This window comes from Prauserella sp. PE36 (assembly GCF_003311655.1).
GTDB classification, from domain to species: Bacteria; Actinomycetota; Actinomycetes; order Mycobacteriales; family Pseudonocardiaceae; genus Prauserella_A; species Prauserella_A endophytica.
This window is the reverse complement of sequence record NZ_QEQT01000087.1, coordinates 36,536-56,768: the sequence shown is the minus strand read 5'-3', so window position 1 is coordinate 56,768 and position 20,233 is coordinate 36,536. Positions and strand designations below refer to the sequence as shown.

The 20,233-nt window shown below is 69.5% G+C and carries 21 protein-coding genes; 7 read left to right on the top strand and 14 right to left on the bottom strand.

The genetic code is table 11. From position 1 onward, the window contains the following. The first annotated feature begins 39 nt into the window (after positions 1-39). Both DI005_RS25620 and DI005_RS25615 read left to right on the top strand, forming a co-directional pair. A complete protein-coding gene (locus DI005_RS25620; protein ID WP_113643881.1) occupies positions 40-843 on the top strand; it encodes a sulfite exporter TauE/SafE family protein in 804 nt (267 codons plus the stop codon). Positions 844-957: 114 nt separating this feature from the next. Further along, the gene (locus tag DI005_RS25615; protein WP_113643880.1) at positions 958-1,602 is read left to right on the top strand and encodes a hypothetical protein; all 645 of its coding nucleotides are present in this window, start codon (positions 958-960) and stop codon (positions 1,600-1,602) included. Positions 1,603-1,724: 122 nt separating this feature from the next. Here DI005_RS25615 and DI005_RS25610 read toward each other — a convergent pair whose 3' ends face one another. From DI005_RS25610 to DI005_RS25590, 6 genes are read right to left on the bottom strand one after another with little or no spacing between them, the layout of a single operon-like run. Then, the gene (locus DI005_RS25610) at positions 1,725-2,939 is read right to left on the bottom strand and encodes a dipeptidase (RefSeq protein ID WP_113643879.1); all 1,215 of its coding nucleotides are present in this window, start codon (positions 2,937-2,939) and stop codon (positions 1,725-1,727) included. Positions 2,940-2,970: 31 nt separating this feature from the next. After that, entirely contained in the window at positions 2,971-4,446 is a 1,476-nt protein-coding gene (locus tag DI005_RS25605) for a sodium:solute symporter (RefSeq protein ID WP_112267433.1), read from the bottom strand. Continuing rightward, entirely contained in the window at positions 4,443-4,574 is a 132-nt protein-coding gene (locus tag DI005_RS39530; RefSeq protein ID WP_255565761.1) for a hypothetical protein, read from the bottom strand. Before DI005_RS39530 ends, DI005_RS25605 begins: the two co-directional genes overlap by 4 nt. Further along, positions 4,571-5,248, bottom strand: coding sequence for a hypothetical protein (locus tag DI005_RS25600; RefSeq protein WP_146770531.1), 678 nt, complete (start codon positions 5,246-5,248; stop codon positions 4,571-4,573). The genes DI005_RS39530 and DI005_RS25600 overlap by 4 nt, the downstream gene beginning before the upstream one ends. Then, positions 5,245-6,027 carry an aspartate/glutamate racemase family protein gene (locus tag DI005_RS25595; RefSeq protein WP_113643878.1) on the bottom strand — a complete coding sequence of 261 codons (783 nt, stop codon included), beginning with the start codon at positions 6,025-6,027 and terminating at the stop codon, positions 5,245-5,247. Before DI005_RS25595 ends, DI005_RS25600 begins: the two co-directional genes overlap by 4 nt. Before the next feature lie 25 nt (positions 6,028-6,052). Then, a complete protein-coding gene (locus DI005_RS25590) occupies positions 6,053-7,012 on the bottom strand; it encodes an Lrp/AsnC family transcriptional regulator (RefSeq protein ID WP_113643877.1) in 960 nt (319 codons plus the stop codon). Between the two features lie 193 nt (positions 7,013-7,205). Here DI005_RS25590 and DI005_RS25585 point away from each other — a divergent pair, with 193 nt between their 5' ends. Continuing rightward, positions 7,206-7,880, top strand: a complete 675-nt coding sequence (locus tag DI005_RS25585) for an HAD-IA family hydrolase (protein WP_113643876.1) — start codon at positions 7,206-7,208, stop codon at positions 7,878-7,880. A 7-nt stretch (positions 7,881-7,887) separates the two neighbouring features. On the opposite strand, the gene DI005_RS25580 is transcribed toward DI005_RS25585, so the two are convergent. Next, positions 7,888-8,490, bottom strand: a complete 603-nt coding sequence (locus DI005_RS25580; RefSeq protein ID WP_228713960.1) for a TetR/AcrR family transcriptional regulator — start codon at positions 8,488-8,490, stop codon at positions 7,888-7,890. Positions 8,491-8,595: 105 nt separating this feature from the next. On the opposite strand from DI005_RS25580, the gene DI005_RS25575 reads away from it, so the two are divergent. Further along, a complete protein-coding gene (locus DI005_RS25575) occupies positions 8,596-9,645 on the top strand; it encodes an NAD(P)-dependent alcohol dehydrogenase (RefSeq protein WP_113643875.1) in 1,050 nt (349 codons plus the stop codon). Between the two features lie 55 nt (positions 9,646-9,700). On the opposite strand, the gene DI005_RS25570 is transcribed toward DI005_RS25575, so the two are convergent. Beyond that, the gene (locus tag DI005_RS25570) at positions 9,701-10,213 is read right to left on the bottom strand and encodes a hypothetical protein (RefSeq protein WP_233520313.1); all 513 of its coding nucleotides are present in this window, start codon (positions 10,211-10,213) and stop codon (positions 9,701-9,703) included. Positions 10,214-10,345: 132 nt separating this feature from the next. On the opposite strand from DI005_RS25570, the gene DI005_RS25565 reads away from it, so the two are divergent. Genes DI005_RS25565 through DI005_RS25555 form a run of 3 tightly spaced genes read left to right on the top strand, consistent with a single transcriptional unit; the run spans position 10,346 to position 11,782 of the window. Beyond that, a complete protein-coding gene (locus DI005_RS25565) occupies positions 10,346-10,663 on the top strand; it encodes a type VII secretion target (protein WP_112267449.1) in 318 nt (105 codons plus the stop codon). Between the two features lies 1 nt (position 10,664). Continuing rightward, the gene (locus DI005_RS25560; RefSeq protein ID WP_112267450.1) at positions 10,665-11,384 is read left to right on the top strand and encodes a hypothetical protein; all 720 of its coding nucleotides are present in this window, start codon (positions 10,665-10,667) and stop codon (positions 11,382-11,384) included. Positions 11,385-11,386: 2 nt separating this feature from the next. Then, complete coding sequence (locus DI005_RS25555) at positions 11,387-11,782, top strand: hypothetical protein (protein ID WP_112267452.1); 396 nt, start codon at positions 11,387-11,389, stop codon at positions 11,780-11,782. A gap of 110 nt (positions 11,783-11,892) precedes the next feature. On the opposite strand, the gene DI005_RS25550 is transcribed toward DI005_RS25555, so the two are convergent. The 6 genes from DI005_RS25550 to DI005_RS25525 are packed head-to-tail and all read right to left on the bottom strand — an operon-like array spanning position 11,893 to position 20,146. Then, positions 11,893-12,900, bottom strand: a complete 1,008-nt coding sequence (locus tag DI005_RS25550; RefSeq protein ID WP_113643873.1) for an NADP-dependent oxidoreductase — start codon at positions 12,898-12,900, stop codon at positions 11,893-11,895. Then, positions 12,897-13,691: a hypothetical protein gene (locus DI005_RS25545; protein WP_112267456.1), complete on the bottom strand. Its 795-nt coding sequence runs from the start codon at positions 13,689-13,691 to the stop codon at positions 12,897-12,899. The genes DI005_RS25550 and DI005_RS25545 overlap by 4 nt, the downstream gene beginning before the upstream one ends. A gap of 2 nt (positions 13,692-13,693) precedes the next feature. Next, complete coding sequence (locus DI005_RS25540; RefSeq protein WP_113643872.1) at positions 13,694-15,820, bottom strand: hydantoinase B/oxoprolinase family protein; 2,127 nt, start codon at positions 15,818-15,820, stop codon at positions 13,694-13,696. Next, a complete protein-coding gene (locus DI005_RS25535; protein ID WP_199543218.1) occupies positions 15,817-17,949 on the bottom strand; it encodes a hydantoinase/oxoprolinase family protein in 2,133 nt (710 codons plus the stop codon). The genes DI005_RS25540 and DI005_RS25535 overlap by 4 nt, the downstream gene beginning before the upstream one ends. Then, entirely contained in the window at positions 17,949-18,305 is a 357-nt protein-coding gene (locus tag DI005_RS25530) for an acetone carboxylase subunit gamma (protein ID WP_112267460.1), read from the bottom strand. Before DI005_RS25530 ends, DI005_RS25535 begins: the two co-directional genes overlap by 1 nt. Further along, positions 18,305-20,146 (bottom strand): hydantoinase/oxoprolinase family protein, encoded by a 1,842-nt coding sequence (locus tag DI005_RS25525; RefSeq protein WP_147263912.1) that lies wholly within the window; start codon positions 20,144-20,146, stop codon positions 18,305-18,307. The genes DI005_RS25530 and DI005_RS25525 overlap by 1 nt, the downstream gene beginning before the upstream one ends. Positions 20,147-20,233 lie beyond the last annotated feature (87 nt).

Sequence of the window (20,233 nt, the reverse complement as noted above, 5' to 3'; positions counted from 1 at the left end):
GATTGTCGGCCAGCGGACGACCGGCTGGAATGAACCCCCGTGGACGTGGCTCTCCTGTTGTTCGGCGTCGGGATCCTCACCGGAACCACGACCGTGCTGTTCGGCTTCGGCGGCGGTTTCGTGACGGTGCCCGTGATCGTCGGGGTGGACGCGGCGCTCGGCGCGGACGCGGCGCACGTCGCCGTCGCGACGTCGAGCGTCGTCATGGTCGTCAACGCGCTGGTCGCCACGGCCGCGACCGACCGGGGCGTGCTCGGGCTGCTCCGGGGCAGGGCCGGGCTCGTCGGGCTGCTCGCCCTCGGCGGGGCCGCGGGTGCCGTCGCCGCGCGCTTCGCACCGTCGGCGCTGATCACCTGGGGCTTCGTCGGCTACGTCACGGGCACGATCGTCGACGTCCTCGCCCGGCCGGGTTTCCTGCGCCGGGCCGCCCGCGCCGAAGCGGCGCCTGGCCAGGCGGCGCTCGCGACCGGCGCCGGGCTGCCGATCGGAGCGGTGGCGTCGTTCCTCGGTGTCGGCGGCAGCGTGCTGACCGTTCCGTTGCTGCGTCGCGCCGGCCACCCGATGCGGGTCGCGACGTCGCTCGCCAACCCGCTGACCCTCGCGATCGCCACACCCGCGCTCGTGGTGTTCCTCGCCCAGCACGCCGCCATCGGCGGCGAAGGGGGTGTCGCGCTCGTCGGCGCCGTCGACGTCGGCGCGGCGGCTGCCCTGCTCGTCGGCGCCCTGCCGGTGATCGTGGCACTGCGCCGGCGGCCGCCGCGCATCCCCGACCACGTGTACGCGTGGACTTACGTGGGACTGCTCGCCATCGTCGTCGTGGCGATGGTCGCGACCACGGTCTGAGCATCCATAGAGGAGTTCGTCACATAAAAAGCCGGAACGCACCGATGGAACCGAACGTCCCAAAACCGACAAAGACGATCACCGACACCGGTGCCGACCAAAAGGCAAGAACCTATGCGCAGACCACGTATCGCGATCGCGGCCGTTGCGGCCACACTTGGACTCGCCCTCGCCGCGTGCGGCGGCGAGGAGGACACGGCCGGCGACGCGGCGGCCGCCGAAACGCCAGCCTCCTCGTCGTCCGAGCAGTCCCCTGCCAGCGAGACCGAGAGCTCCTCACCCGCCGCCGACGAGGCCGCCCCGGCGGAGGTCACTCCACCCGGGACGGAGCTCAAGGTGGGTGAGACCGCGACCATTCCGTTCACCTACGGAACCGAAAAGAGCGGAACGATCGCGATCACCGTCACGGCGATCGACAAGGGCGATCCCGCCGACCTCGCGGCGTTCGGAGATCGCGCGAACGGTCTTGTTCCCTACTTCATCAGGATCAAGGTCGAGAACGTCGGCGGCACCGACCTCTCCTACAGCTCGGTACGTCTGCGGGCGCTCGGCGAGGACGGCCGGGGCACCGGCGTGGTGATCACCGGTGACGTCGAGGGCAAGTGCGAGAGCACCAACGCCGACGACACCTTCACCGCCGCGGGTGCCACGTTCGAATCGTGCACCCTGCAGGCGGCCCAGGAGGGCGTGGCCGTGACCGGCGCCGAGTTCGGTGACTCAGAGGAGTACTCCGACGACCCGATCGTCTGGACGGCCTGATCCGGCAGGTGTCCGGGACCACGACGGCCTCGAGCCCGGTCCCTGACACCGGACCGAGGGACTTCCCGACCCAGCCCGCGGCCCCGCACCGTTCTCGGTGCGGGGCCGCAGGCCGTGAGCGGTCACCACACCTGGTCGAGCACCCGCAGGATGTTGCCGCCGAGGACCTTGCCGATCTCGTCGTCGGAGTAGTCGTGGGCGACGAGCCACCCGGTGATGTGGTGGAACTCCTCGGCCGGGTTCTCGATGCCGTCCACGTACTCGACCTTGGTGAACTCGGGGCCGTCGTGCGCGGCCGAGATCGACAGGTGCCTCGCGAACGTGTCGTGCAGCCCCACGTGGTCGCCGAAGAGCGTGTCCGGGCCGAACGCCACGTGGTCGATGCCCACCAGCTCGACGCAGTAGGTGAAGTGCTCCATGAAGGCGTCGAGGTTGTGGGCGGGGTGATTGGGGCTCATCGTGGTGTGCGGTGCGGCCTCGATGCCGATCACCCCGCCCCGCTCCGCGCAGGCGATGATGACGTCGTCCGGCTTCATCCGCTTCGTCGGCCACACCGAGCGCGCGCCCGCGTGCGTGATGAAGATCGGCTTCTCGGATGCCTTGATGGTGTCCATGCTCGTGCGGTCACCGGAGTGCGAGACGTCGATGGCGATGCCCAGCTTGTTCATCCGGCGCACCGCCTTCTCGCCGAAGTAGGTCAGTCCGCCGTCGTGCCGCTCGCGCAGTCCGGAGCCGAGCGTGTTCGACTCGCTGTAGGCGATGCCCATCTGCCGGACCCCGAAACCGTACAGCACGTCGATCCGGTCGACCTCGTTCTGGATCGGGGTCGACGCCTCCAGCGCGGGCACCAGTGCGATCTGCCCGTTCGCGCGGGCGTTCGAGATGTCGGAGACGCGCTCGGCGCGGATCACGAAGTCCTGCTTGGCGATGTCCGAATAGCGCATCCCGAGGTCGACCAGGACGTCCTCCCACTTCCACCCCATCTGGGAGGTGATGCAGCAGGTGCCGTCCATGAAGTTCTCGAAGACAGCGTCGATGCCGGACAGCGAGAGTCCCTCGTAGCCGGTGTGGTGGCGGCCGGTCCGGTTGTAGTCGAAGGTTTCGGAGATGTCGTCGGGGAAGACGCTGGTGTGGTCGTGCAGCGAGATCACCGTGTTGTCGGCGAGCAGCTTGTCCACCCGCGCCCGCTGCACGTCGGTCAGCTCCGGCCCTCGGGAGGGCACCCTGCCGATTTCCTTGGCCAGCGCGAACTCGACGTAGTCCTCGCCGGGCTCGAGCGCGTCGAACGAGCGGTAACCCTGGTAACGCAACGGCTGCGCACCGGTCTTCTGTGTCATGTCGGCACTCTTTCCTTTCTCTGCGGTGGTCTCATCCGGTGGCGGGGGCGGGTTCGGTCGCGGAGGTGGCCGGCGGGGTGCGCGGGGCGAAGAACACCGTCAGGTCCTCCGGTGGCATCGGGCGGCTGAACAGCGAGCCGATGATCATCCCGGCGAACCCGGCCAGCACCCCGGGCACGACGGGCTCCACCATCGGGCCGTCGAGCACGTACCACAGCAGGCACACGCCGAAGCCAGCGATCATCGAGCACACCGCGCCGACCTTGGTCGCCCGCCGCCAGTACAGGCCCAGCAGCACGGGTGCGGTGATCGTGCTGCCGAGCAGCGCGGCGTAGCTGAGCACCACGAACTGAACGATGTCCAGCTCCTGCAGCGTGAGCAGCACCGGCAGGGTGCCGATCACGAGCGTCGCCCACCGGTTGACGCGGGTGCGGGTGCGTTCCGTGCTGTCCGGCCGGATCAGCGACGCGTAGAGGTCGTGCGAGATCGCCGGACCCGCCACCAGCAGCACCGAGTCCACTGTGCTCAGTACCGCCATGATGATCGCCGTCAGCAGCAGCGCGCCGACGAACGGCGGAAGCACCTCGGAGGCCATGATGGTGGACGCCGCGTCCGACACCGACAGGTTCGGGTAGAGCACCCGCATCACCATGCCGGCGACGCCGATGCAGATGCCGGTCAGCAGCACGAAGAACAGCGCGACGCCGGACGCACGGCGGCACGTGCGGTCGTCGGGCATCGCGTAGAAGCGCAGCAACAGGTAGGGCGCGCAGAGCGCGGCGAACCCGAAGCCCAGCCAGAAGCCGCTGATCTCCGACCAGCCGAAGCCCCAGCCGACGAAGTCCGGCGCGATCTCCGGCAGCGACTGCGCCAGCGAAGAGAGCCCGCCGGCGTGGCTGATCAGCAACGGCAGCCCGATCACCACGCCGAGCGCCATCGCGACCTGCTGCAGGAAGTCGGTGCGGATGACCGCCGTCATGCCGCCGATCACCGTGTAGGCGACGACGAGGACCATCAGGATCACCGCGCCCCAGAAGAAGGGAATCCCGAACGCGGCCTCCAGGATCACCCCGCCCGCCTGGTACTGCGCCGACATGAACACCAGGTACGACAGCACCAGCAGCACCGAGATGACCGCGCGCGGAACCTTGCCGCCGAAGCGGTCGGCGATGAAGTCGGGGAACGTCAGCGCGTTGCGCTCGTGCGCGTAACGGCGCAGCCGGGGCGCGATGACGTAGGCGGCGATGAGGAACGCCACCCAGATGCCAGCCCAGCCCCACATGAACGAGGCACCGGTGAGGTAGTGGATTCCGACGGTGCCCACGAAGGTTCCCGCGCTCATCTGGGTCGCGGCGATGCTCGCGCCACCCGTCCACGCGCCGACCTTGCGGCCGGCCACGAAGTAGTCCTCCTCGCCGCGGTTGCTCTTGTACGACCGCCAGCCCTCGAAGACGAGCACGATGAGGAAGCCGCCGAGCAGCAGCAGGAACATGGTCTGGAAGTTCACGGCTGCTCACCGCTTTCCGGCCCTGACTCCGAGCGATCCTTCCGCCCGGCGAGCACAATGGACAGTACGGTCAGGACGAGACCGGCGAGCACGGCCGTGTCGAAGGGAAGTCCGAACGGGGTGATCATGCGCGGGGACGCTCCTTCCGGAGAGAGGTGACCAGCCAGAGGGCCACGACACCGACGATGAGCACCAGGCCGGTGTAGGACGCCACGGTGCCGAGCGAGGCCGACGAGGTCGTCCCGTACTCGGCGACCACCGTCGAGGGCAGCGACCGGGTGTCGTGCCGCAGCACCATCCGGTCGCCGTCCTGGTGCTGCTGCTCGAAGACCGGCATGCTGTCGCCGACGAGACGCTGGCCTTCGGGAAGCGTCACGGCGATCGCCACCCGCAGGCTCCGGTCGGCGGCGATGTCGGGGATGGCGAGCGGCACGCCCCGCGCCTCACCGGTGCGCCGGATCCGTTGCTCCACCGTGTACTCCGTGGTGCCCGCGGGCAGCGTCGCGTCCGCGCGGATACCGCGCACCGGACCGATGCCGGTGATGCCGGAGACCGCGCTCAGCTCGGTGACCTCGGTGCCCGCGCGCGGCGCGACCAGCAGCCGCACCGGCACCGGCGCGGTGGTCGGCTCGCTGAGCCGGTAGGTGGCGCGCACCCGGTCCTCGCCGGAGTCCTCGAGGGTGATCGCGATGTCGGCGTGTGCGAGCACCGGGTCGGCGGCCTCCTGGGCCGCGGCGGTCGGTGCCGGCGCGGCCAGCATCACGGCGGCCAGCACGCCGGTGACCGTCAGCATCCCTTTCACGGCGTGACCTCCATCGGGCCGGATGCGTGGTGCAGGAGGGGGGCGTCCTCGGCGCCACTGGCGATCGCGGTGGGCACGGGGTAGGCGCGACGGCTGTGGCACAGGCCCATGCGGTGCAGGGCCTGCGCGTGGTGCAGCGCCGCGCGGACGGGGTTGACCACCGGCACGCCCAGTTCCGCGGTGAGCCGTTCGGCCGCACCGAGAAAGCCCATGCTCATGCAGCCGAGCACGAGGGTGTCGGCCGTGCCGTCGGCGAGCGCCGCCTCGCACTCGCCACGCAGCGCCGCGTACGCGGCGTCGTGATCGGTGTTGACGGCCAGCACCGACAGCTCGACCGAGCGCACCTCGTGCAGTGCCGGGAGCACTCCGGTCTCCCAGGCGATGCGGCGCAGCAGCGGCCGGACGCCCGCGGTGACGGTGACGACCGAGAACCGGTGGCCGAGCGTCACGGCCAGCGCCATGGCCGCCGCGGCGGGGCCGACCACGGGCTTGGTGGCGATCTCGCGCAGCCCGTCCAGGCCGGGGTCGCCGAAGCAGCCCAGGATCGTCGCGTCGGCCCCGGACCGTTCCGCGGCACGCAACCCCGTGCCCATGGCCGGGATCGCGAGGTACTCCTCGAAGGCGGACTCGATCGACGCCGGTCCCCGGTCCACCGCGGCGACGGTGACCTCGGTGCCGGGACCGGACCACTCGCCGAGCAGGCCGGCGCGGCGGCGCATCTCGGACTCGCCGAGCGCTGTCACGTGCATCGGGGCGGGCAGCAGGTAGGTCAGGCGCATGGGCTCTCCGTGTGGTGTGAGGGGGCTACCCGGCGAGGTGGAACGGCCGGTAGGCACGCTTGTGGTTCTCCAGCTCCAGTCCGATGTCGACAGAGCGCACGCCGGGCAGCGCGCCAAGGACCCGGGTGGTGAACGCGTAGATGTCCGAGGCGTCGGGCAGGATCACCTCGCACACCAGGTCGGCGGAGCCCGCGGTGGCCGAGACGTACCGGACCTCGGGGCGTCCCGCGAGCAGGTGCGCGATCTCGTCGAGCCTGCCGAGGTCGACCTTGAGCCACGCCAGCAGCTCCACGTGGAAGCCGAGCGCGGCCGGGGTCACCAGCGTGCTGAACACCAGTGCGCGCGCGGCGACCAGCCGCTCCACCCGCCTGCGCACCCCGGTCTCGCCGAGCGTGAGGTGTTTGGCGACGTCGCGGTACGGGCGCCTGCCGTCGTCGGCCAGCGCGGCGAGCAGATGCCGGTCGTTCTCGTCGAGGGTGATGCGGGCCGGGGGGCTCGGCCGCACCGGCGGCCGCTGCACCGCGTCGCCGAGCAGCCGCCTGCTCCAGTCGTGCCGCATGGTGAACGTCTTGGTGATCAGTGCCGACGACGAGCTGTGCACACCCGGCAGCGCGCCGAGATCGTCCACGAGCGCGCTGGTCAGCTGGCGCTGCGACGGCACGATGATCTCGGTGATGACGTCCCATGTCCCGGTGCTAAGGGTGAGGAACCGGGTGTCGGGCCTGGCGGCGAGCACGTCGATGACCTGCCTCACCGAGCCCGGTGCGCAGCCCAGCTGGACGAGCACCGGCTGGCCGAGACCGCAGATCAGCGGATCGGCGACGCCGATGACCCGCACCGTCCCGTCCTCGAGCAGCCTGCCGCCGCGCCGGGACGCCGTGCTCTCCGTGGTGCCCGCGAGCCGGGCGACCTCGGACCACGAGCTGCGCCCGTCGAGCTGCAGGGCCGCGACGATGCGGCGGTCCAGGTCACTGAGTTCGTGCACGTTGGGTCCCTCGTGAATGACGCCCTGTGACGCCCGGTGTTGAGCGAATCAGGCTTGAGTCCCCGGAAATCTACGTGGGAGAGGCGAAGATGTATAGATACTTGCATGAAATCGGCCGATGCCTGGTAACAGCGCTGTTGCCGCTGTTACCTGTGGATCAACACCCCGGGGCCGGGGAGGATCGGAGGCGGCCGTGATCGTGACGTTCGACCTGTTCAGCGCGCTGACCGATTCGCGCCGGGGCGGTTCGGCCGTTTTCGCCCGGATCGCGGCGGAACGCGGCTGGCCCTTCACCGGGGCGGAGCTCTACGACCAGTGGGATCGGCGCAACAAACGAGCCCAGCAGCGCGTCGACACCACCGCCGGCTGGACCACCTTCCGGGAGATCTCCCTGCACGCCCTCGCCGACACGTACACGGCGCTCGGCCTGACCGCGGACGCCGACGCCGACATCACCCGCGTCCAGGACGGCGTCGGCGACTGGCCGCTGTGGCCGGACGTCCCCGGCGGGTTGTCCGCCGTCGCGGAGCACGCCCGGCTCGGGATCCTCTCGAACGTCGACGACGACCTCGCCGCCGCCACGCTCGCCTACCCGCTCGTGGAACCGGGCCTGGTGCTCACCTCACAGCAGCTCGGCGCCTACAAGCCCGATCCCGCGATCTACCTGCGCGCCCGCGACCTCCTCGGTGACGACCTCGTCCACGTCGCGGCGTCGGCCCGCGACGTGCGGGGCGCGCTCGAGGCGGGAATCCCCACCGTGCGCATCGTCCGGCCCGGCCACCAGCTCGATCCGCACGGTCCGGCGCCCGCGGTGTCGATCCACGCCGTGTCGGAGCTCGTCAGCGCGCTGGCCACGATGCGACGGTGAGCCCCCGTCATTCGCCTGGGGTGGCGTGCCGGTGCCCTTCGATGGCGATGCGCGCGGCGGTGACGGACTTGCGCACCACCTGCTCTGGGGTGTAGCCGTGGCGGGCGAAGACGCCGTCGAGCCAGAACATGCCGTAACCGTGCGCCTGGGTGAACAGCTGCTCCATGAGCTCGAGGGCGTTCTCGGGGTGATCGGACACGGTGAGGCACAGCATCAGGAACTGGTCGCTCATGCGGCGGGTCTGCTCGTGCAGCTCGGTGTCCTCGCGGCCCTGCAGCCCGTCGGCGTAGACGACGTTCATGCCCGCGCGCCGTTCGATGAGGTACCCGGTGTAGGCGCCGCAGGCCGCGGCGAGCGCGTCCGCGGGGTCGGACAGGCCTTCGGCGGCGGCCCGGACCCGGTCGGCGAGCTGGCTGGCGACGGTGGCCGCGACGGCGGCGAGCAGGCTCTCGCGCTCGGGGAAGTGCCGGTATGGCGCGCCGGGGCTGACCTTGGCGCGCCGGGCGACCTCCGCGACCGAGAATGCCCCGAGGCCCTGCTCGGCGATCAGGTCCAGGGAGACGCGCACGAGCTCGGCGCGCAGGTTGCCGTGGTGGTACTTGTCGCCCATGGCCTGGATCACATCTCTCGGTCGGAATAAGTAAGAGCCCTCTTACGTCGAACCGTGAGAGGCCCCTTACATCGGGGCTCGCGATCCATCATCCCAGGAGGTCTGATGAGCACGACGACGCACGCCATCGCCGCACCGGCACCCGGTGCCCCGCTCGAGCAGACCACGATCCAGCGGCGCGACCTGCGCCCTGACGACGTACTGATCGACATCGCCTACGCGGGCATCTGCCACAGCGACATCCATCAGGCGCGCGAGGACTGGGGCACCGCCATCTTCCCCATGGTTCCCGGCCACGAGATCGCCGGCGTGGTCGCCGCGGTCGGCTCGAACGTGACCAAGTACCAGGTCGGTGACCGGGTCGGCGTCGGCTGCATGGTCGACTCGTGTGGCGAGTGCGAGTACTGCCGGGCCGGAACCGAGCAGTTCTGCGTCAAGGGCAACGTCCAGACCTACAACGGCGTGGGCTTCGACGGGGAGAACACCTACGGCGGCTACAGCCGCCAGATCGTGGTGAAGGACGCCTTCGTGTGCCGCATCCCGGAGGGCATCGAGCTCGACGTCGCGGCTCCCCTGCTCTGCGCGGGCATCACGACGTACTCGCCGCTGCGCCAGTGGGGCGCGGGCCCGGGCAAGAAGGTCGCGGTCGTGGGCCTCGGCGGCCTCGGCCACATGGCCGTCAAGCTGGCCGTCGCGATGGGCGCCGAGGTGACGGTGCTGAGCCAGAGCCTCAAGAAGCAGGAGGACGGCAAGCGGCTCGGCGCCACCGACTACTACGCGACCAGCGACGAGTCGACCTTCGACGTGCTGCGCGGCCGCTTCGACCTGATCCTCAACACCGTGTCGGCGAAGCTGCCGGTCGACGCCTACCTCGGCCTGCTGCGGGTCGGCGGGGCGATGGTCAACGTCGGCGCCCCCGGCGAACCGCTGTCCTACAGCGCGTTCTCCCTGATCGTTGGCAACAAGTCCCTGGCGGGCTCCATGATCGGCGGCATCGCGGAAACCCAGGAGATGCTGGACTTCTGCGCCGAGCACGGCATCGGCGCCGAGATCGAGACGATCTCCGCCGATCAGGTCAACACCGCCTACGAGCGCGTGGCCAACAGCGACGTGCGCTACCGCTTCGTCATCGACGCGGCGACGATCGGCGCCTGACCGGCGACGTCCGAGGGCCTGGCGGCCGCGCCGGCCGCCAGGCCCTCGGACGTGGTCACGACCGGGGCAACTCCGCCGTGAACGCCCGGCTCGGATTCTTGATGACCACGGACGCACCATCGGGAGACGTCTCCGCGCCGGTCAACCGTGGGATGCTGCCCAGCACGAACGGGAAGGCCGAAAGCGGCAGCAGCGCGAAACCGGCGACAGCCACGCCGGCCAGCCACGGCATGCCATCGGTGACCGCGGCGGCGATCAGCGAGCCCGCGAAGGCGGCCAGTCCCCCGAAGAACAGCGTGGCCGCGACGGTCAGCCACAGGGCCCTGGTCCGGACGCAGCGTCGGCACAGTGGCCAGCCCTTGACCTCGGCGACCCGCACCTTCCTGCCATGCTGATCGAGCCGTTCCGCCATTCCCAGCACGCCCCGGCCGCCCACCTGCAGGAAACGGTTGCCCTCGATCTTCACCTTCGACTGCAGCAGGAAATCATGCTGCCGGACAGCGGGCAGGCCGTGCCGCGCACAATGGCGCGGCAAATTGCCCTCCCGGGCAACGAAGTCGGCGGGCAAGGTGACGACACCAGCGCGCTGTGGCACTCATCTCTCCTGTTGGCATGGCTGAACCAGAATGGAACCAAAGTGTAGCCTCGTCCATCCGAGCCATCGGTTGATCGTTGCCGACGGGTGAAACGGGGAGGGACTATGGGAGGCTTCAAAGCCGAACCGAGCGTCATCTCGGCCTTCGGGGAGGAGCTGGCCGGGCTGGTCACCGACGCGAATGCGGCGAAGGACTACGCGGAAGACCACCTGAGCATCGGCGGTGCGGACGCCGGGATCTTCCAGACGATCGTCGGTGCGGTGACCGACGCGCGGAACGCGCTCACCGACAACTACGTGCGACTGGCCCAGGTCCAGCAGGCCGCCGCGGCCGAAGTGGACAGGGCGGCCCTGATGTACGCCGACACGGACAAGGCCAAGGCCGAACAGATGGACGGCACCTACCCCGAGGCCGGTGCGTGAGATGGCGGACTCACCCTCGTCCCAGCTGACGGCGCCCACCTCCTCCGACCCGGTCCCCGACCTGCTCGAGAACGTCATCGGCGTCAGTCAGTACATCAGTGTGTCCTATTGGGTCGGCGAGGCGATCGAGCTGGTGACCGGCGTGAACCCGGGCGCATGGGTGGCCGAGAAGTTCGCGGGGGATTTCGAAGCCATCCAGAAGGCCGGGATCGCCTGCGAGAACCTCGGTGCGTTCAACAGCGACTTCGCCGCCGCCATCAACAAGGGCCTGGCGACCGTCGCCACCGGATGGGAGGGCAACGCGGCCGACACCGCGAACGAGTACTTCACCCGCGTGGCGAACGCGATCGCGGACCAGGAGAGCACGTTGACCGCGATGGGCCGCGAGTTCAAGCAGGCCGCTGTCGGCATGTACGAAACGGCGAACGCGGTCAAGGGCTTCCTGGAGATGCTCTTCGACTACCTCATCGCGATCGGGATCGAACTCGCGGCCGCGGCGGCGACCAGCTGGACCGTCATCGGTCCGATCCTGTCCGGAGCCGCGGCGGCGGTGACGATCAGCAAGGCGATCGGCACCTGGGGCAAGGTTCTCGACGCCCACACCGCCGCGTGGAACTCGGCGCAAGCCCTTGTCGGCGTCATGGCCGGCTATCTGAGTACCCTCAAGGACAATGAGCTGCAGGCGTTGCCCGAGAGCAACTACGACCATCCCGGAGTCTGAAGTTGAGCGGTGAGCAGAACGAGCCGACGCTCGACATCGCACGCGGCGACGTCGCATTGTCGAAGCACCTGAAGAACTCGCTCGGAATACTGAAGGACAAGGTCGACGATCCCGAGTTCAAGCGCCTCGTGGACGACATCACCTCAGGGCGCCGGAGCCTGCGCGACATGATGAACACCCCGGTGTTCGCCCGCGCCCTTGACCCGCTCGTCGAACGAGGCGCTGAGACGTACCGCGACCTGTCCGAGGAAGAGCGCGAGCAACTCGCACGCCAGGGCGAAGAGCAGTTCGAGCAGCTGCGCCAGGAGACGGAGAACCCGTCCGCGGCGCAGCGGCCCGACGAAGATGGCGACGATGGCGAGGATGAGGACTTCAGCGACCGCACCTGGATGCGTTGAGGTGACTCGCTCGCCCCACCCGGCGTGATCCACAACGGACGCTGCGCGGGCAACGCCTTTCCAACGGACAGCGGCGTGACCGCGCTCCGACGACGACCGCTCGGCGCACGTCACACACGGACGAGCATCTTGCCCGTGTTGGCGCCGTCGAACAGGCCGAGGAACGCCGTTGTCGCGTTGTGGACGCCCGACACCACGGTTTCGCGCAGTCGCACGTGGCCATCGAGCAACCAGCGACCGACCTGTGCCTCGAACTCGGTGGTCCGGTCGGCGAAGTCGTACACCACGAAGCCGCGCAGGGTCAGCCGTTTGCCCACGGCGAGTATCAGGTTGTCCGGGCCGGGTGGTGGCCTGGTGTCGTTGTAGCCGGAGATGGCACCGCAGAGCGTGATCCTGCCGAACGGCCGGATCGCGCCGATCGCGGCTCGCAGGTGATCGCCGCCGACGTTGTCGAAGTAGACGTCGATGCCGCCCGGAGCCGCGGCGCGCAGCTGTTCGCGTACCGGGCCATCGTGGTAGTCGAACGCCGCATCGAATCCGAGCTCATCCCGCAGATAGGCCACCTTCTCCGGAGAACCCGCCGAGCCGATCACCCGGCGCGCTCCCCGCAGCCGGGCGAACTGCCCGGCCAGGCTGCCGACCGCCCCCGCCGCGCCCGAGATGAACACGGTGTCGCCGGGCCGCATTCCGGCGACGTCGAAGAGTCCGAAATAGGCGGTCTGGCCCGGCATACCCAGAATTCCCAGATACGCGGAAGCCGGAGCGACCGTGGTGTCGACTCGCGTGAAGTCGGCCGCTGGCGCGACCGCGTACTCGCGCCATCCGTGGTCGTGCAGGACCGTCTCGCCGACCGGCAGTTCCGGGGCCTCGGACCGGACAACGGTGCCGACCGCCCCGCCGCTCATCACCTCCCCGAGCGCGAACGGCTCGATGTAGGACTTGGCGTCGATCATCCTGCCGCGCATGTAGGGGTCCACCGAGAGATACTCGTTGCGCACGACGACCTCACCCTCGCGGGGTTCGGCGATGCGCACCGAGCCGACCTCGAAGTCGTCGGCGACGGGTGTCCCCACGGGCCGTCGAACCAACCGCACCTCCGCACCGTGGCCGGGTGTCATCGTCCCTCCCTCCCATGCGCCTGGCGAGCGCCTGCCGCACTCAGCAGGCCCATGTCGCAGTCGGGCGGCACCGGCCCGTCGGTGAGTACCACGCCGGGGTGCTGTGCGTCCGGGACGTTCCAGCTCCGCCACAGCTCGGCGAAACAGCCCGCCGATCCGCGCGCGAACCCCTCGGTGGGCACCAGGATCGCCTGGCGCCCCGTGCCTCTCAGTGCGTGCGCCCAGTACCCGCCGGAATCGATGCCGGACCCGCCACAGAGCACTCCTGGAACGCCCAGCAGATCCAGCCTGCGGACGATCGAGGTGTGCGCGCTGGTCACCTCGGCGGCCGCGTCCGCGGGCACCTCCGGCTCCCACACCAGCACGCGGCGTGCGCCGGCACCCACGTAGGCCGAGACGAGCTCCGCGAGTACGTCGCCGCAGTCCAGCAGGTCCACGGAAGCACCATCGGGGCCGTCTTCCAGCGCCGCCGCCATGCCCGCGGGTCCCGTGATCGACGCCGCGATCACCGTGTCCGGATACAGCGCGACCAGCACCTCGACCAGTTCGACGAGTTCGGCGACCGGCGCACGGCGGGCCAGCACGACGTCGACCAGCTCGACCCCGTCGCCGGCGGCCCGCACCGCACCGGCCTCAGCCCCGGGGTCGTGATGCGTCACCACCCAGTCCGGACGCACGAGCTCGACGGCGTCGCGGAGGCGGTAGGCGCGTTGAACGGGATCGGTCCCGGCATCGGATGGCGCGCCGGCCATCCTGGCCGCGACCTCCTGAAGGACGGGTGCGAAGAGCATCGTCAGCCCTCGCCGGCGACGGGATCGGCCCAGTCCCAGGAGCCGAGATAGCCCAGATGCTCCGGGGGCGAGTCGGCCCGCCACGCCGCGACGAATTCGTCATAGCCACGGCCACGCGCCAGTCGCGCCCTACGCTCCTCGGCGCGTGCCGCCTCGGTCGCCTCGAGGTCTGCCTCCATCCGTTCCTCGTCCCACACCAGCCGGTAGACCTGGGTCGCCACCTCGGGGCTGATGAGCCCACGACGCAGATCCAGCATCGCCGCCTCGGGGTCACGCTCCAGCGGGTCGCCGTAGCCACCACCGCCACCGACCCGCTGGATCCAGATGTCGCCCTCAACCCGCGGATCCGCCGGCTGCATGGGATTGCCCACGAGGTACTCGCCCGCGATCGGCTGACTGCTCACCATGGTCGAGGCCTCGAAGGACAGACCTTTGCCGCCGTCCAGCAGCCACTGCCGCACCGCGTCCACCCCACCGGAGGGCCTGATCCTGGTCAGCGGCGTGCAGGAGCCGCCGTACCCGCCGAACATCCCGCCCGTGACCGGAAACCGCCCGCCCATACTGGTGAGGCCGAAACCGAACATCTGACTGCCGTAGAGCATGTAGGCCCACTCGACGGAAGCCCCGCCACGGAACTTGCCGAAACCGTGGTTGTCGGCCGGAATGCGCCGCCACAAACCGAGCAGCGGCAACTCGGCCTCCCGCAACTCCATCTCGCCCCAGTCCGACACCGGTGCGAAGATCGGCCCCGCCGCGTGCTCACCATCGCGATCGTGCAGCGCTCCGCCCCCTGCCGCGTTCATCTCGGTGGAGACGTTCGCGGTGACCTGCAGGTGCTGTGTCAGGCCGCCGTACTGCAACGTGGGGACCTGCGGGTACCACGGCGCCATGGGCTTGGCGACCCCCGGCACCGCGTACATCGCCTTGGTCACCGCCTGGTGCAGCGCGGAGTTCAGCGAGAACATCGTCAACAGCGACAGGGAGCTGGGCTGTTCCGAGTCCGCCGTGACGATCGAGCCCGGTTCCAGTTCGAAGTCGAGCGCGGCGATGAATCCCGCCGTCCGCGGCAGGTCGCCGTACAGGAAGTTCATGAAGAGATTGCCCACCATCGCCCGGGTGAAGTGGGCTTGGGCGTTGAGTGCGCGATCGATCGACGGCGAGCTGCCCTTGGTGCGGACGGTGAGCCGGTCACCGCGCTTCTCCAGCTCGACCGAGAGCTTGAACAGCCGCTCCTCCATCAGCGTGCAGTCCGCGAAATGCGAGGCACGGTAGATGCCGTCCGGCCAGGCCGCGATGCGGCGCCGGACCTCTGCCTCCGTCGTCTCCAGCACGGAGCGCATCGTGGCGATGAGCAGCTCCGGCGAGCGCTCCGCCATGAAGTCGTGCAGCCGGCGCTCGACGGCACGGGAAGCGGCGAGCTTGGAGCGGATGTCGGTCAGCCACAGCATCGGATCGCGCACCTGGTTCTGGAACAGGTTCACGACGTCGCGGCGCACGATGTAGTTCTCACCGATCTTCATCGGCGGGATCCTGATGCCTTCGCCGTACTTGGTCGTCGCACGCACCGAGAACCCGCCCGGATCGATCGCGGCGCCGTTCTCGCCCTCGTGGATGATGGCGCCGATCCACGCGATGTGCTCGCCCTTCCAGAACAGCGGAATGAGCAGTGTGTGGTCGGGATTGTGGGTGCCACCGTAGTTGGCGTCGTTGTGGTAGAAGACGTCTCCTTCGGCGATGCCCACGGTCGGCTCGTCGGCCCAGTAGCGCGCGATGAACTTCGGCACCGACGAGGTGGTCGCGGAGAACATGTTCACACCGCTCGACGTGGCGACCGCGAAGTCGCCCTCCTTCGTGTAGATACCGACGATCAGATCGCCCCATTTCGCCGCCGCGGACGCGCTGATCTGCTGCATCATCTCGATGGACGACTGCAGCACCGCCTCGACTCGGCTGAGTCCCACGGACAGGTCGGCAGGGTCGGTGATCGCGGCGAGCGCCTCGTCCTCACGTTCGGTACGCGGCCGCAACCGGTACTCCGCGTTGATCTCCGGGTCCGGCCCGTACATCACGGGCTGGTTGTTCAGCAGGTCAGCGAAGAACTGCGCGGTGCTCGACTCGGCCGTGCTCATGAGTTGTCCTCCTGCCGCATCGTGAAGAAGCCGTATCCGTCCATCTCGCCCGACCACCCCGGCTCGATCACGATGTTCGTGTCCGCCGCCTCGACGATCGCGGGGCCGGTCAACCGGTGGCCAGTGCTCAGCGCCGCGTAGTCGTAGACCTCGGTCTCCCGCGGTTGTTCCGTGGTGGTCCACCAGCACGTCCGCGTCCCCTTGCGAGCGGCACTGACGGGTTGCCCCGACGCAGCACGTTCGACCCGTTGCGGTGCGGCACGCGGGATCCAGGCACGGAGCCGGATGGCGTCGATCGAGATGCCGATCTCCTTGGTCAACGCCAGGTCGCCGAAGCGGTCGCCGTACTCCTCGAAGTACGCCTTGATGACCGCGGCGAGGTCGTCCTGGGTCTCCATCCGGCGTACCGGGCTGGCGATGGTGATGACGTAGAGCTGCCCGGTCGAGCGCATGTCGAGCTCGACGACGGTCTCGATGTCATCCGCGCCGTAGCCCTGTCCGGCGAAGTCCGACACCGCCCTCGCGTGGAACTCGTCCACGATGGCGTTGAAGCCGTCGAAATCGGTGAACAGCTGCTTGACCAGCGGGTTGAACAGCACCATCCAAACGGAGCGCTCGTAGATGTGCAGTCGCTCGAGACCGGCGGCCCCGGACGCGGAGAACACCGAGCTGTGCGGGGGTACGACGACCTTGCTCGCATCGAGCGCCCGCGCGTAGCCGCAGGCGTGCATCGGGCCGCCGCCGCCGAAGGAGAACACCGCGAACTCCCGCGGGTCGTATCCCTTGACGGTGATCCCCTTGAAGATCTCGGCGCCCATCGCCTCGTCGACGACCTTGCGAATCCGGCGGGCCGCCTCGATCACCGACACGCCGAGGGGTTTGGCGATCCGGCGTTCGATGGCCCGCTCCGCGCGCCTGCGGTCCAGCGGCAGCTTGCCACCGTGGTAGTTGTCCGGATCGAGGTAGCCCAGCACCAGGTTCGCATCGGTGACGGTCGGCTCGGTGCCTCCCTGCCCGTAGCAGGCCGGGCCCGGGTTGGAGCCTGCCGACTCCGGCCCGACGGCGATGCCGATGATCGGATCGACCCTGGCGATCGAACCACCACCCGCGCCGATCGCGGCGATGTCCATCATCGGGATCTGCACGTGCCAGCGGTCGATGACGGGGTTGAACTCGTAGAAGCGGACGGAACCGCTCACCACGATGCCGACGTCGAACGAGGTTCCGCCCATGTCGGTGGTGACGACCTTGTCGAAGCCGTGGCTCTGTGCCAGATGCCGCGACCCGTACAGGCCCGACACCGGGCCGGCGTGCACTGTCTGGATCGGCGTCGTGGCCGCCAGGCTGCCCATCCCGCCACTGTTGTGGACCAGCAGCAGCTCGCCCCCGTAACCACGCCCGCGCAGCTCGTCCCGCAGTGAGGAGAGCCGGTCCGACGTGAAGCGGTGCAGATAGGCGTTGATCGTGGCCGTCATCGACCGGGCGTACTCACCCGCACGCTGGGAAACCTCGTGCGACAGGATCGTCGGGAACCGGCCGAGGTAGATGTCGGGATACTCCTCCTCGATGACCGTGCGCACCAGTTTCTCGTGCTCGGGATTGACGTGCGCATTGAGCAGGCACACCACGAACCCACGGACTCCCTGGTCGACCAGGTCCATGACGCGGTCGCGCACCTCTTCCGGGTCGAGCGGCATGACCACCCTCCCGGTCGAGTCGACGCGCTCGGTCAGCGCGGCGATCTGCTCCCGCTCGATCAACGGCTCGGGCCGCCGTGCGCGGGACAGGTCTCGGGTCGCGGTGGCGGGCAGCCCGTCGGCCCACTGCCTGCAGCGTCCAATGGGGACAGTGTCCTCGTGGCCCCGCGTGGTCAGCAGGCCCAGTCGCGGGCCGGCCCGCTCGATGAGCGCGTTGGTTCCCAGTGTGGTCGCATACCGGATCGCCGTGGTCCGGCCGAGCAGGCCGTCGACGTCCAGGCCCGCGTCCGCCGCGATGTCCTCGACCGCACGCAGGAAACCGATCGAGAGATCATGGTGCGTGGTGAGCGCTTTCGCCGTGCGGATCCGGCCGTCCTCGGCAGTGGCGAGACAGTCGGTGAACGTCCCTCCGATGTCGACGTTGATCTCCATCAGCGTGCCTGCCCTTCCCGGATCTCCGAAGCCCTGGCCAGCAAGGCGTCCACGTCGATCTGAATGTCGTGCGCCAGCGGGTGTCCCGGTGGCAGGTACTCGGTCTCCAGCTGGACACCGCAGCCAGGGCAGTAGTACTCGACGATCCGGCACCAGGACGGGTCGGGCGCGAAGCTGTGCTCGCCTTCGAACCGTGCCGGGTGGATTTCCCGGGGATCCCGGTCGTGGAGCAGAAGCCCGCGCTTGTAGTTCTCCGACGCCGGCCCTATGGCGTGTCCGCAGCGTTCACAGTGCCAGGTCGTGCTCTCGGGGTCGATCTCCAGGTACTCCGTGACCCGAATGCGTTGACTGCTCATCAGATACTCCTTGTCGGGGCGGTCAGCCGCAGGACACCGTGTTCGTCGAGCACGCCGGTCCAGCCGGGAGGTACGGCGCACGTGGTCGCTGAAAGGTCGATGAGTGCGGGACCCGCCACCGGCTCGCCGGGGAGCAACGCCGTGCGATCCAGCACCACCGTCTCCGTCTCGCCGTGGCCGGGCCAGCGAACGGCACTCGTCGTCCTCGAGGCCCCGCCGGACGTTCCGGAATCGGTGACCGGCTGGGTCAGGCCCACATGCGGCAGGGCATGGCTCGCCTCGACCGACACCCAGTCAGCGCCGTCGCGCTGGAAGCGGGACACGTCCAGCGTGACGTCCTGGCTCGGAATTCCCTCGCCGCGCATGTCGCGCAGCGCGCGGGCGGTCAACGTATCCTCGCTCTCCTCGCCCACCACCGACTCGTGACGATGCCGGATGTCCACGGTGGATGCGCCGTAGGCGGAGAAAACCGGCGCGAACGGCAGAATGAGCAGTTCACCGATTCCCGCGGCTTCCGCTATCCCCGCCCCGTGAGTGGCGCCGTTGCCGCCGAACGCGAGTGCGGTCACCGAGGCCGGGTCGATGCCGCGCTCGGTCAGCTCGGCCGCGAGCCGGCCGCCCGCGTCCTGATGCGCCGTCACGAGCACCCGCTCGGCGGTCTCGGCGGGACTCAGGCCGAGCGTTTGTGCCAGCGGCTCGAACGCACGCGTCGCGGCGTCCGCGCTGATGCGCATGCTGCCGTCCAGGAAGGCCTCCGGACGGAGCACACCGAGCACCACGTCGGCGTCGGTGACTGTGGGCTCCGCGCCGCCGAAGCCGAAACACGCGGGCCCCGGCTTCGCGCCGGCGCTGTGCGGGCCGACCCGGAGCTCCGAGCCGTCCAGCCAGGCAACCGACCCGCCACCGACACCCAGGGGAACCAGATCCGGAAGCGGGAAGGAGATCTCCACATCCTCGACCCGGCCGTGCCGGCGCATGGGCACCTCGCCCGCGCGCAGGATTCCGACGTCGAGGCTGGTGCCGCCCATGTCCAGCGTGACGAGGTCGTGGAAGCCGTAATGCCGCGCCACGGTCCGAGCTCCGAGCAGCCCGGCCATCGGCCCCGAGTTGTACGTCTTGCCGGCGATGGTCCTGGCGACCCGTGCGGCGCCACCATCGTTGTGCACGATCCGCAGTGGCCGTTGATAGCCGTGCTGGCGCAGGTAGTCCTCGGCGCGATAGAGGTAGTCGGCGACATCGGGGTGCACGTAGGCGTTGAACAACGCGGTCGACCTGCGACGCACCGGATCCGGGTCGGCCGCGACCTCACCGGCCCGCAGTAGCGGCACGGAGTCCAGGCAGTGCCGCGGATAGTGCTCGGCGAAGGTGTCGGCGAGGGCCTTCTCGTCCTCGGCACCGCCGTTCGAACAGGCGACGACCAGCCCACGGGCACCCTGCTGCAGGAGAGCACGCACAGCGGGCAATGCCCGAGCACCTCCGGCTCCGTTGTCCGCGTCCGGTATCTCGGCCACCATGCCCGGCTCCACGAACAGCCCGACTCCGGCATCCTGTTCCGCGGGACGCAGCCGTGGGTCGGTGAGCAGACCGATCCGAGGGCCCCGTCGCTGGACCACCGTGTTCGTGCCGACCGTGGTGGCGTAGCGCACCGAGACGGTGTCGCGCAACATGTCCGGCACGGTCACCCCCAGTGCGGCGGCCGCGCCCTCGATGACCTCGCGAAAGCAGACGGCAAGGTCGTGAGGGGTCGTCAGTACCTTGGTCGTGTGCGCGATTCCGTCCCGCACGACGAACCCATCGGTGAACGTTCCCCCCGTGTCGATATCGATCGTGATGACCGCCATGTCGCTCCTCTCCAGCCACTCCACGCGAGATCAGCCCGCGTCGTGCGCGGCAGGGACAACCTTGGCCACCGTCGCGCACCCGCTCAA

Coding starts and splice junctions, on each gene's coding strand:
- DI005_RS25550 (WP_113643873.1), bottom strand. CDS start 12,900: ATGACACCCGGCCACGGTGCGGAGGTGCGGTTGGTTCGACGGCCCGTG.
- DI005_RS25610 (WP_113643879.1), bottom strand. CDS start 2,939: ATGACACAGAAGACCGGTGCGCAGCCGTTGCGTTACCAGGGTTACCGC.
- DI005_RS25575 (WP_113643875.1), top strand. CDS start 8,596: ATGAGCACGACGACGCACGCCATCGCCGCACCGGCACCCGGTGCCCCG.
- DI005_RS25545 (WP_112267456.1), bottom strand. CDS start 13,691: ATGCTCTTCGCACCCGTCCTTCAGGAGGTCGCGGCCAGGATGGCCGGC.
- DI005_RS25525 (WP_147263912.1), bottom strand. CDS start 20,146: ATGGCGGTCATCACGATCGATATCGACACGGGGGGAACGTTCACCGAT.
- DI005_RS39530 (WP_255565761.1), bottom strand. CDS start 4,574: ATGATCACCCCGTTCGGACTTCCCTTCGACACGGCCGTGCTCGCCGGT.
- DI005_RS25615 (WP_113643880.1), top strand. CDS start 958: ATGCGCAGACCACGTATCGCGATCGCGGCCGTTGCGGCCACACTTGGA.
- DI005_RS25540 (WP_113643872.1), bottom strand. CDS start 15,820: ATGAGCACGGCCGAGTCGAGCACCGCGCAGTTCTTCGCTGACCTGCTG.
- DI005_RS25595 (WP_113643878.1), bottom strand. CDS start 6,027: ATGCGCCTGACCTACCTGCTGCCCGCCCCGATGCACGTGACAGCGCTC.
- DI005_RS25560 (WP_112267450.1), top strand. CDS start 10,665: ATGGCGGACTCACCCTCGTCCCAGCTGACGGCGCCCACCTCCTCCGAC.
- DI005_RS25535 (WP_199543218.1), bottom strand. CDS start 17,949: ATGGAGATCAACGTCGACATCGGAGGGACGTTCACCGACTGTCTCGCC.
- DI005_RS25530 (WP_112267460.1), bottom strand. CDS start 18,305: ATGAGCAGTCAACGCATTCGGGTCACGGAGTACCTGGAGATCGACCCC.
- DI005_RS25580 (WP_228713960.1), bottom strand. CDS start 8,490: ATGGGCGACAAGTACCACCACGGCAACCTGCGCGCCGAGCTCGTGCGC.
- DI005_RS25565 (WP_112267449.1), top strand. CDS start 10,346: ATGGGAGGCTTCAAAGCCGAACCGAGCGTCATCTCGGCCTTCGGGGAG.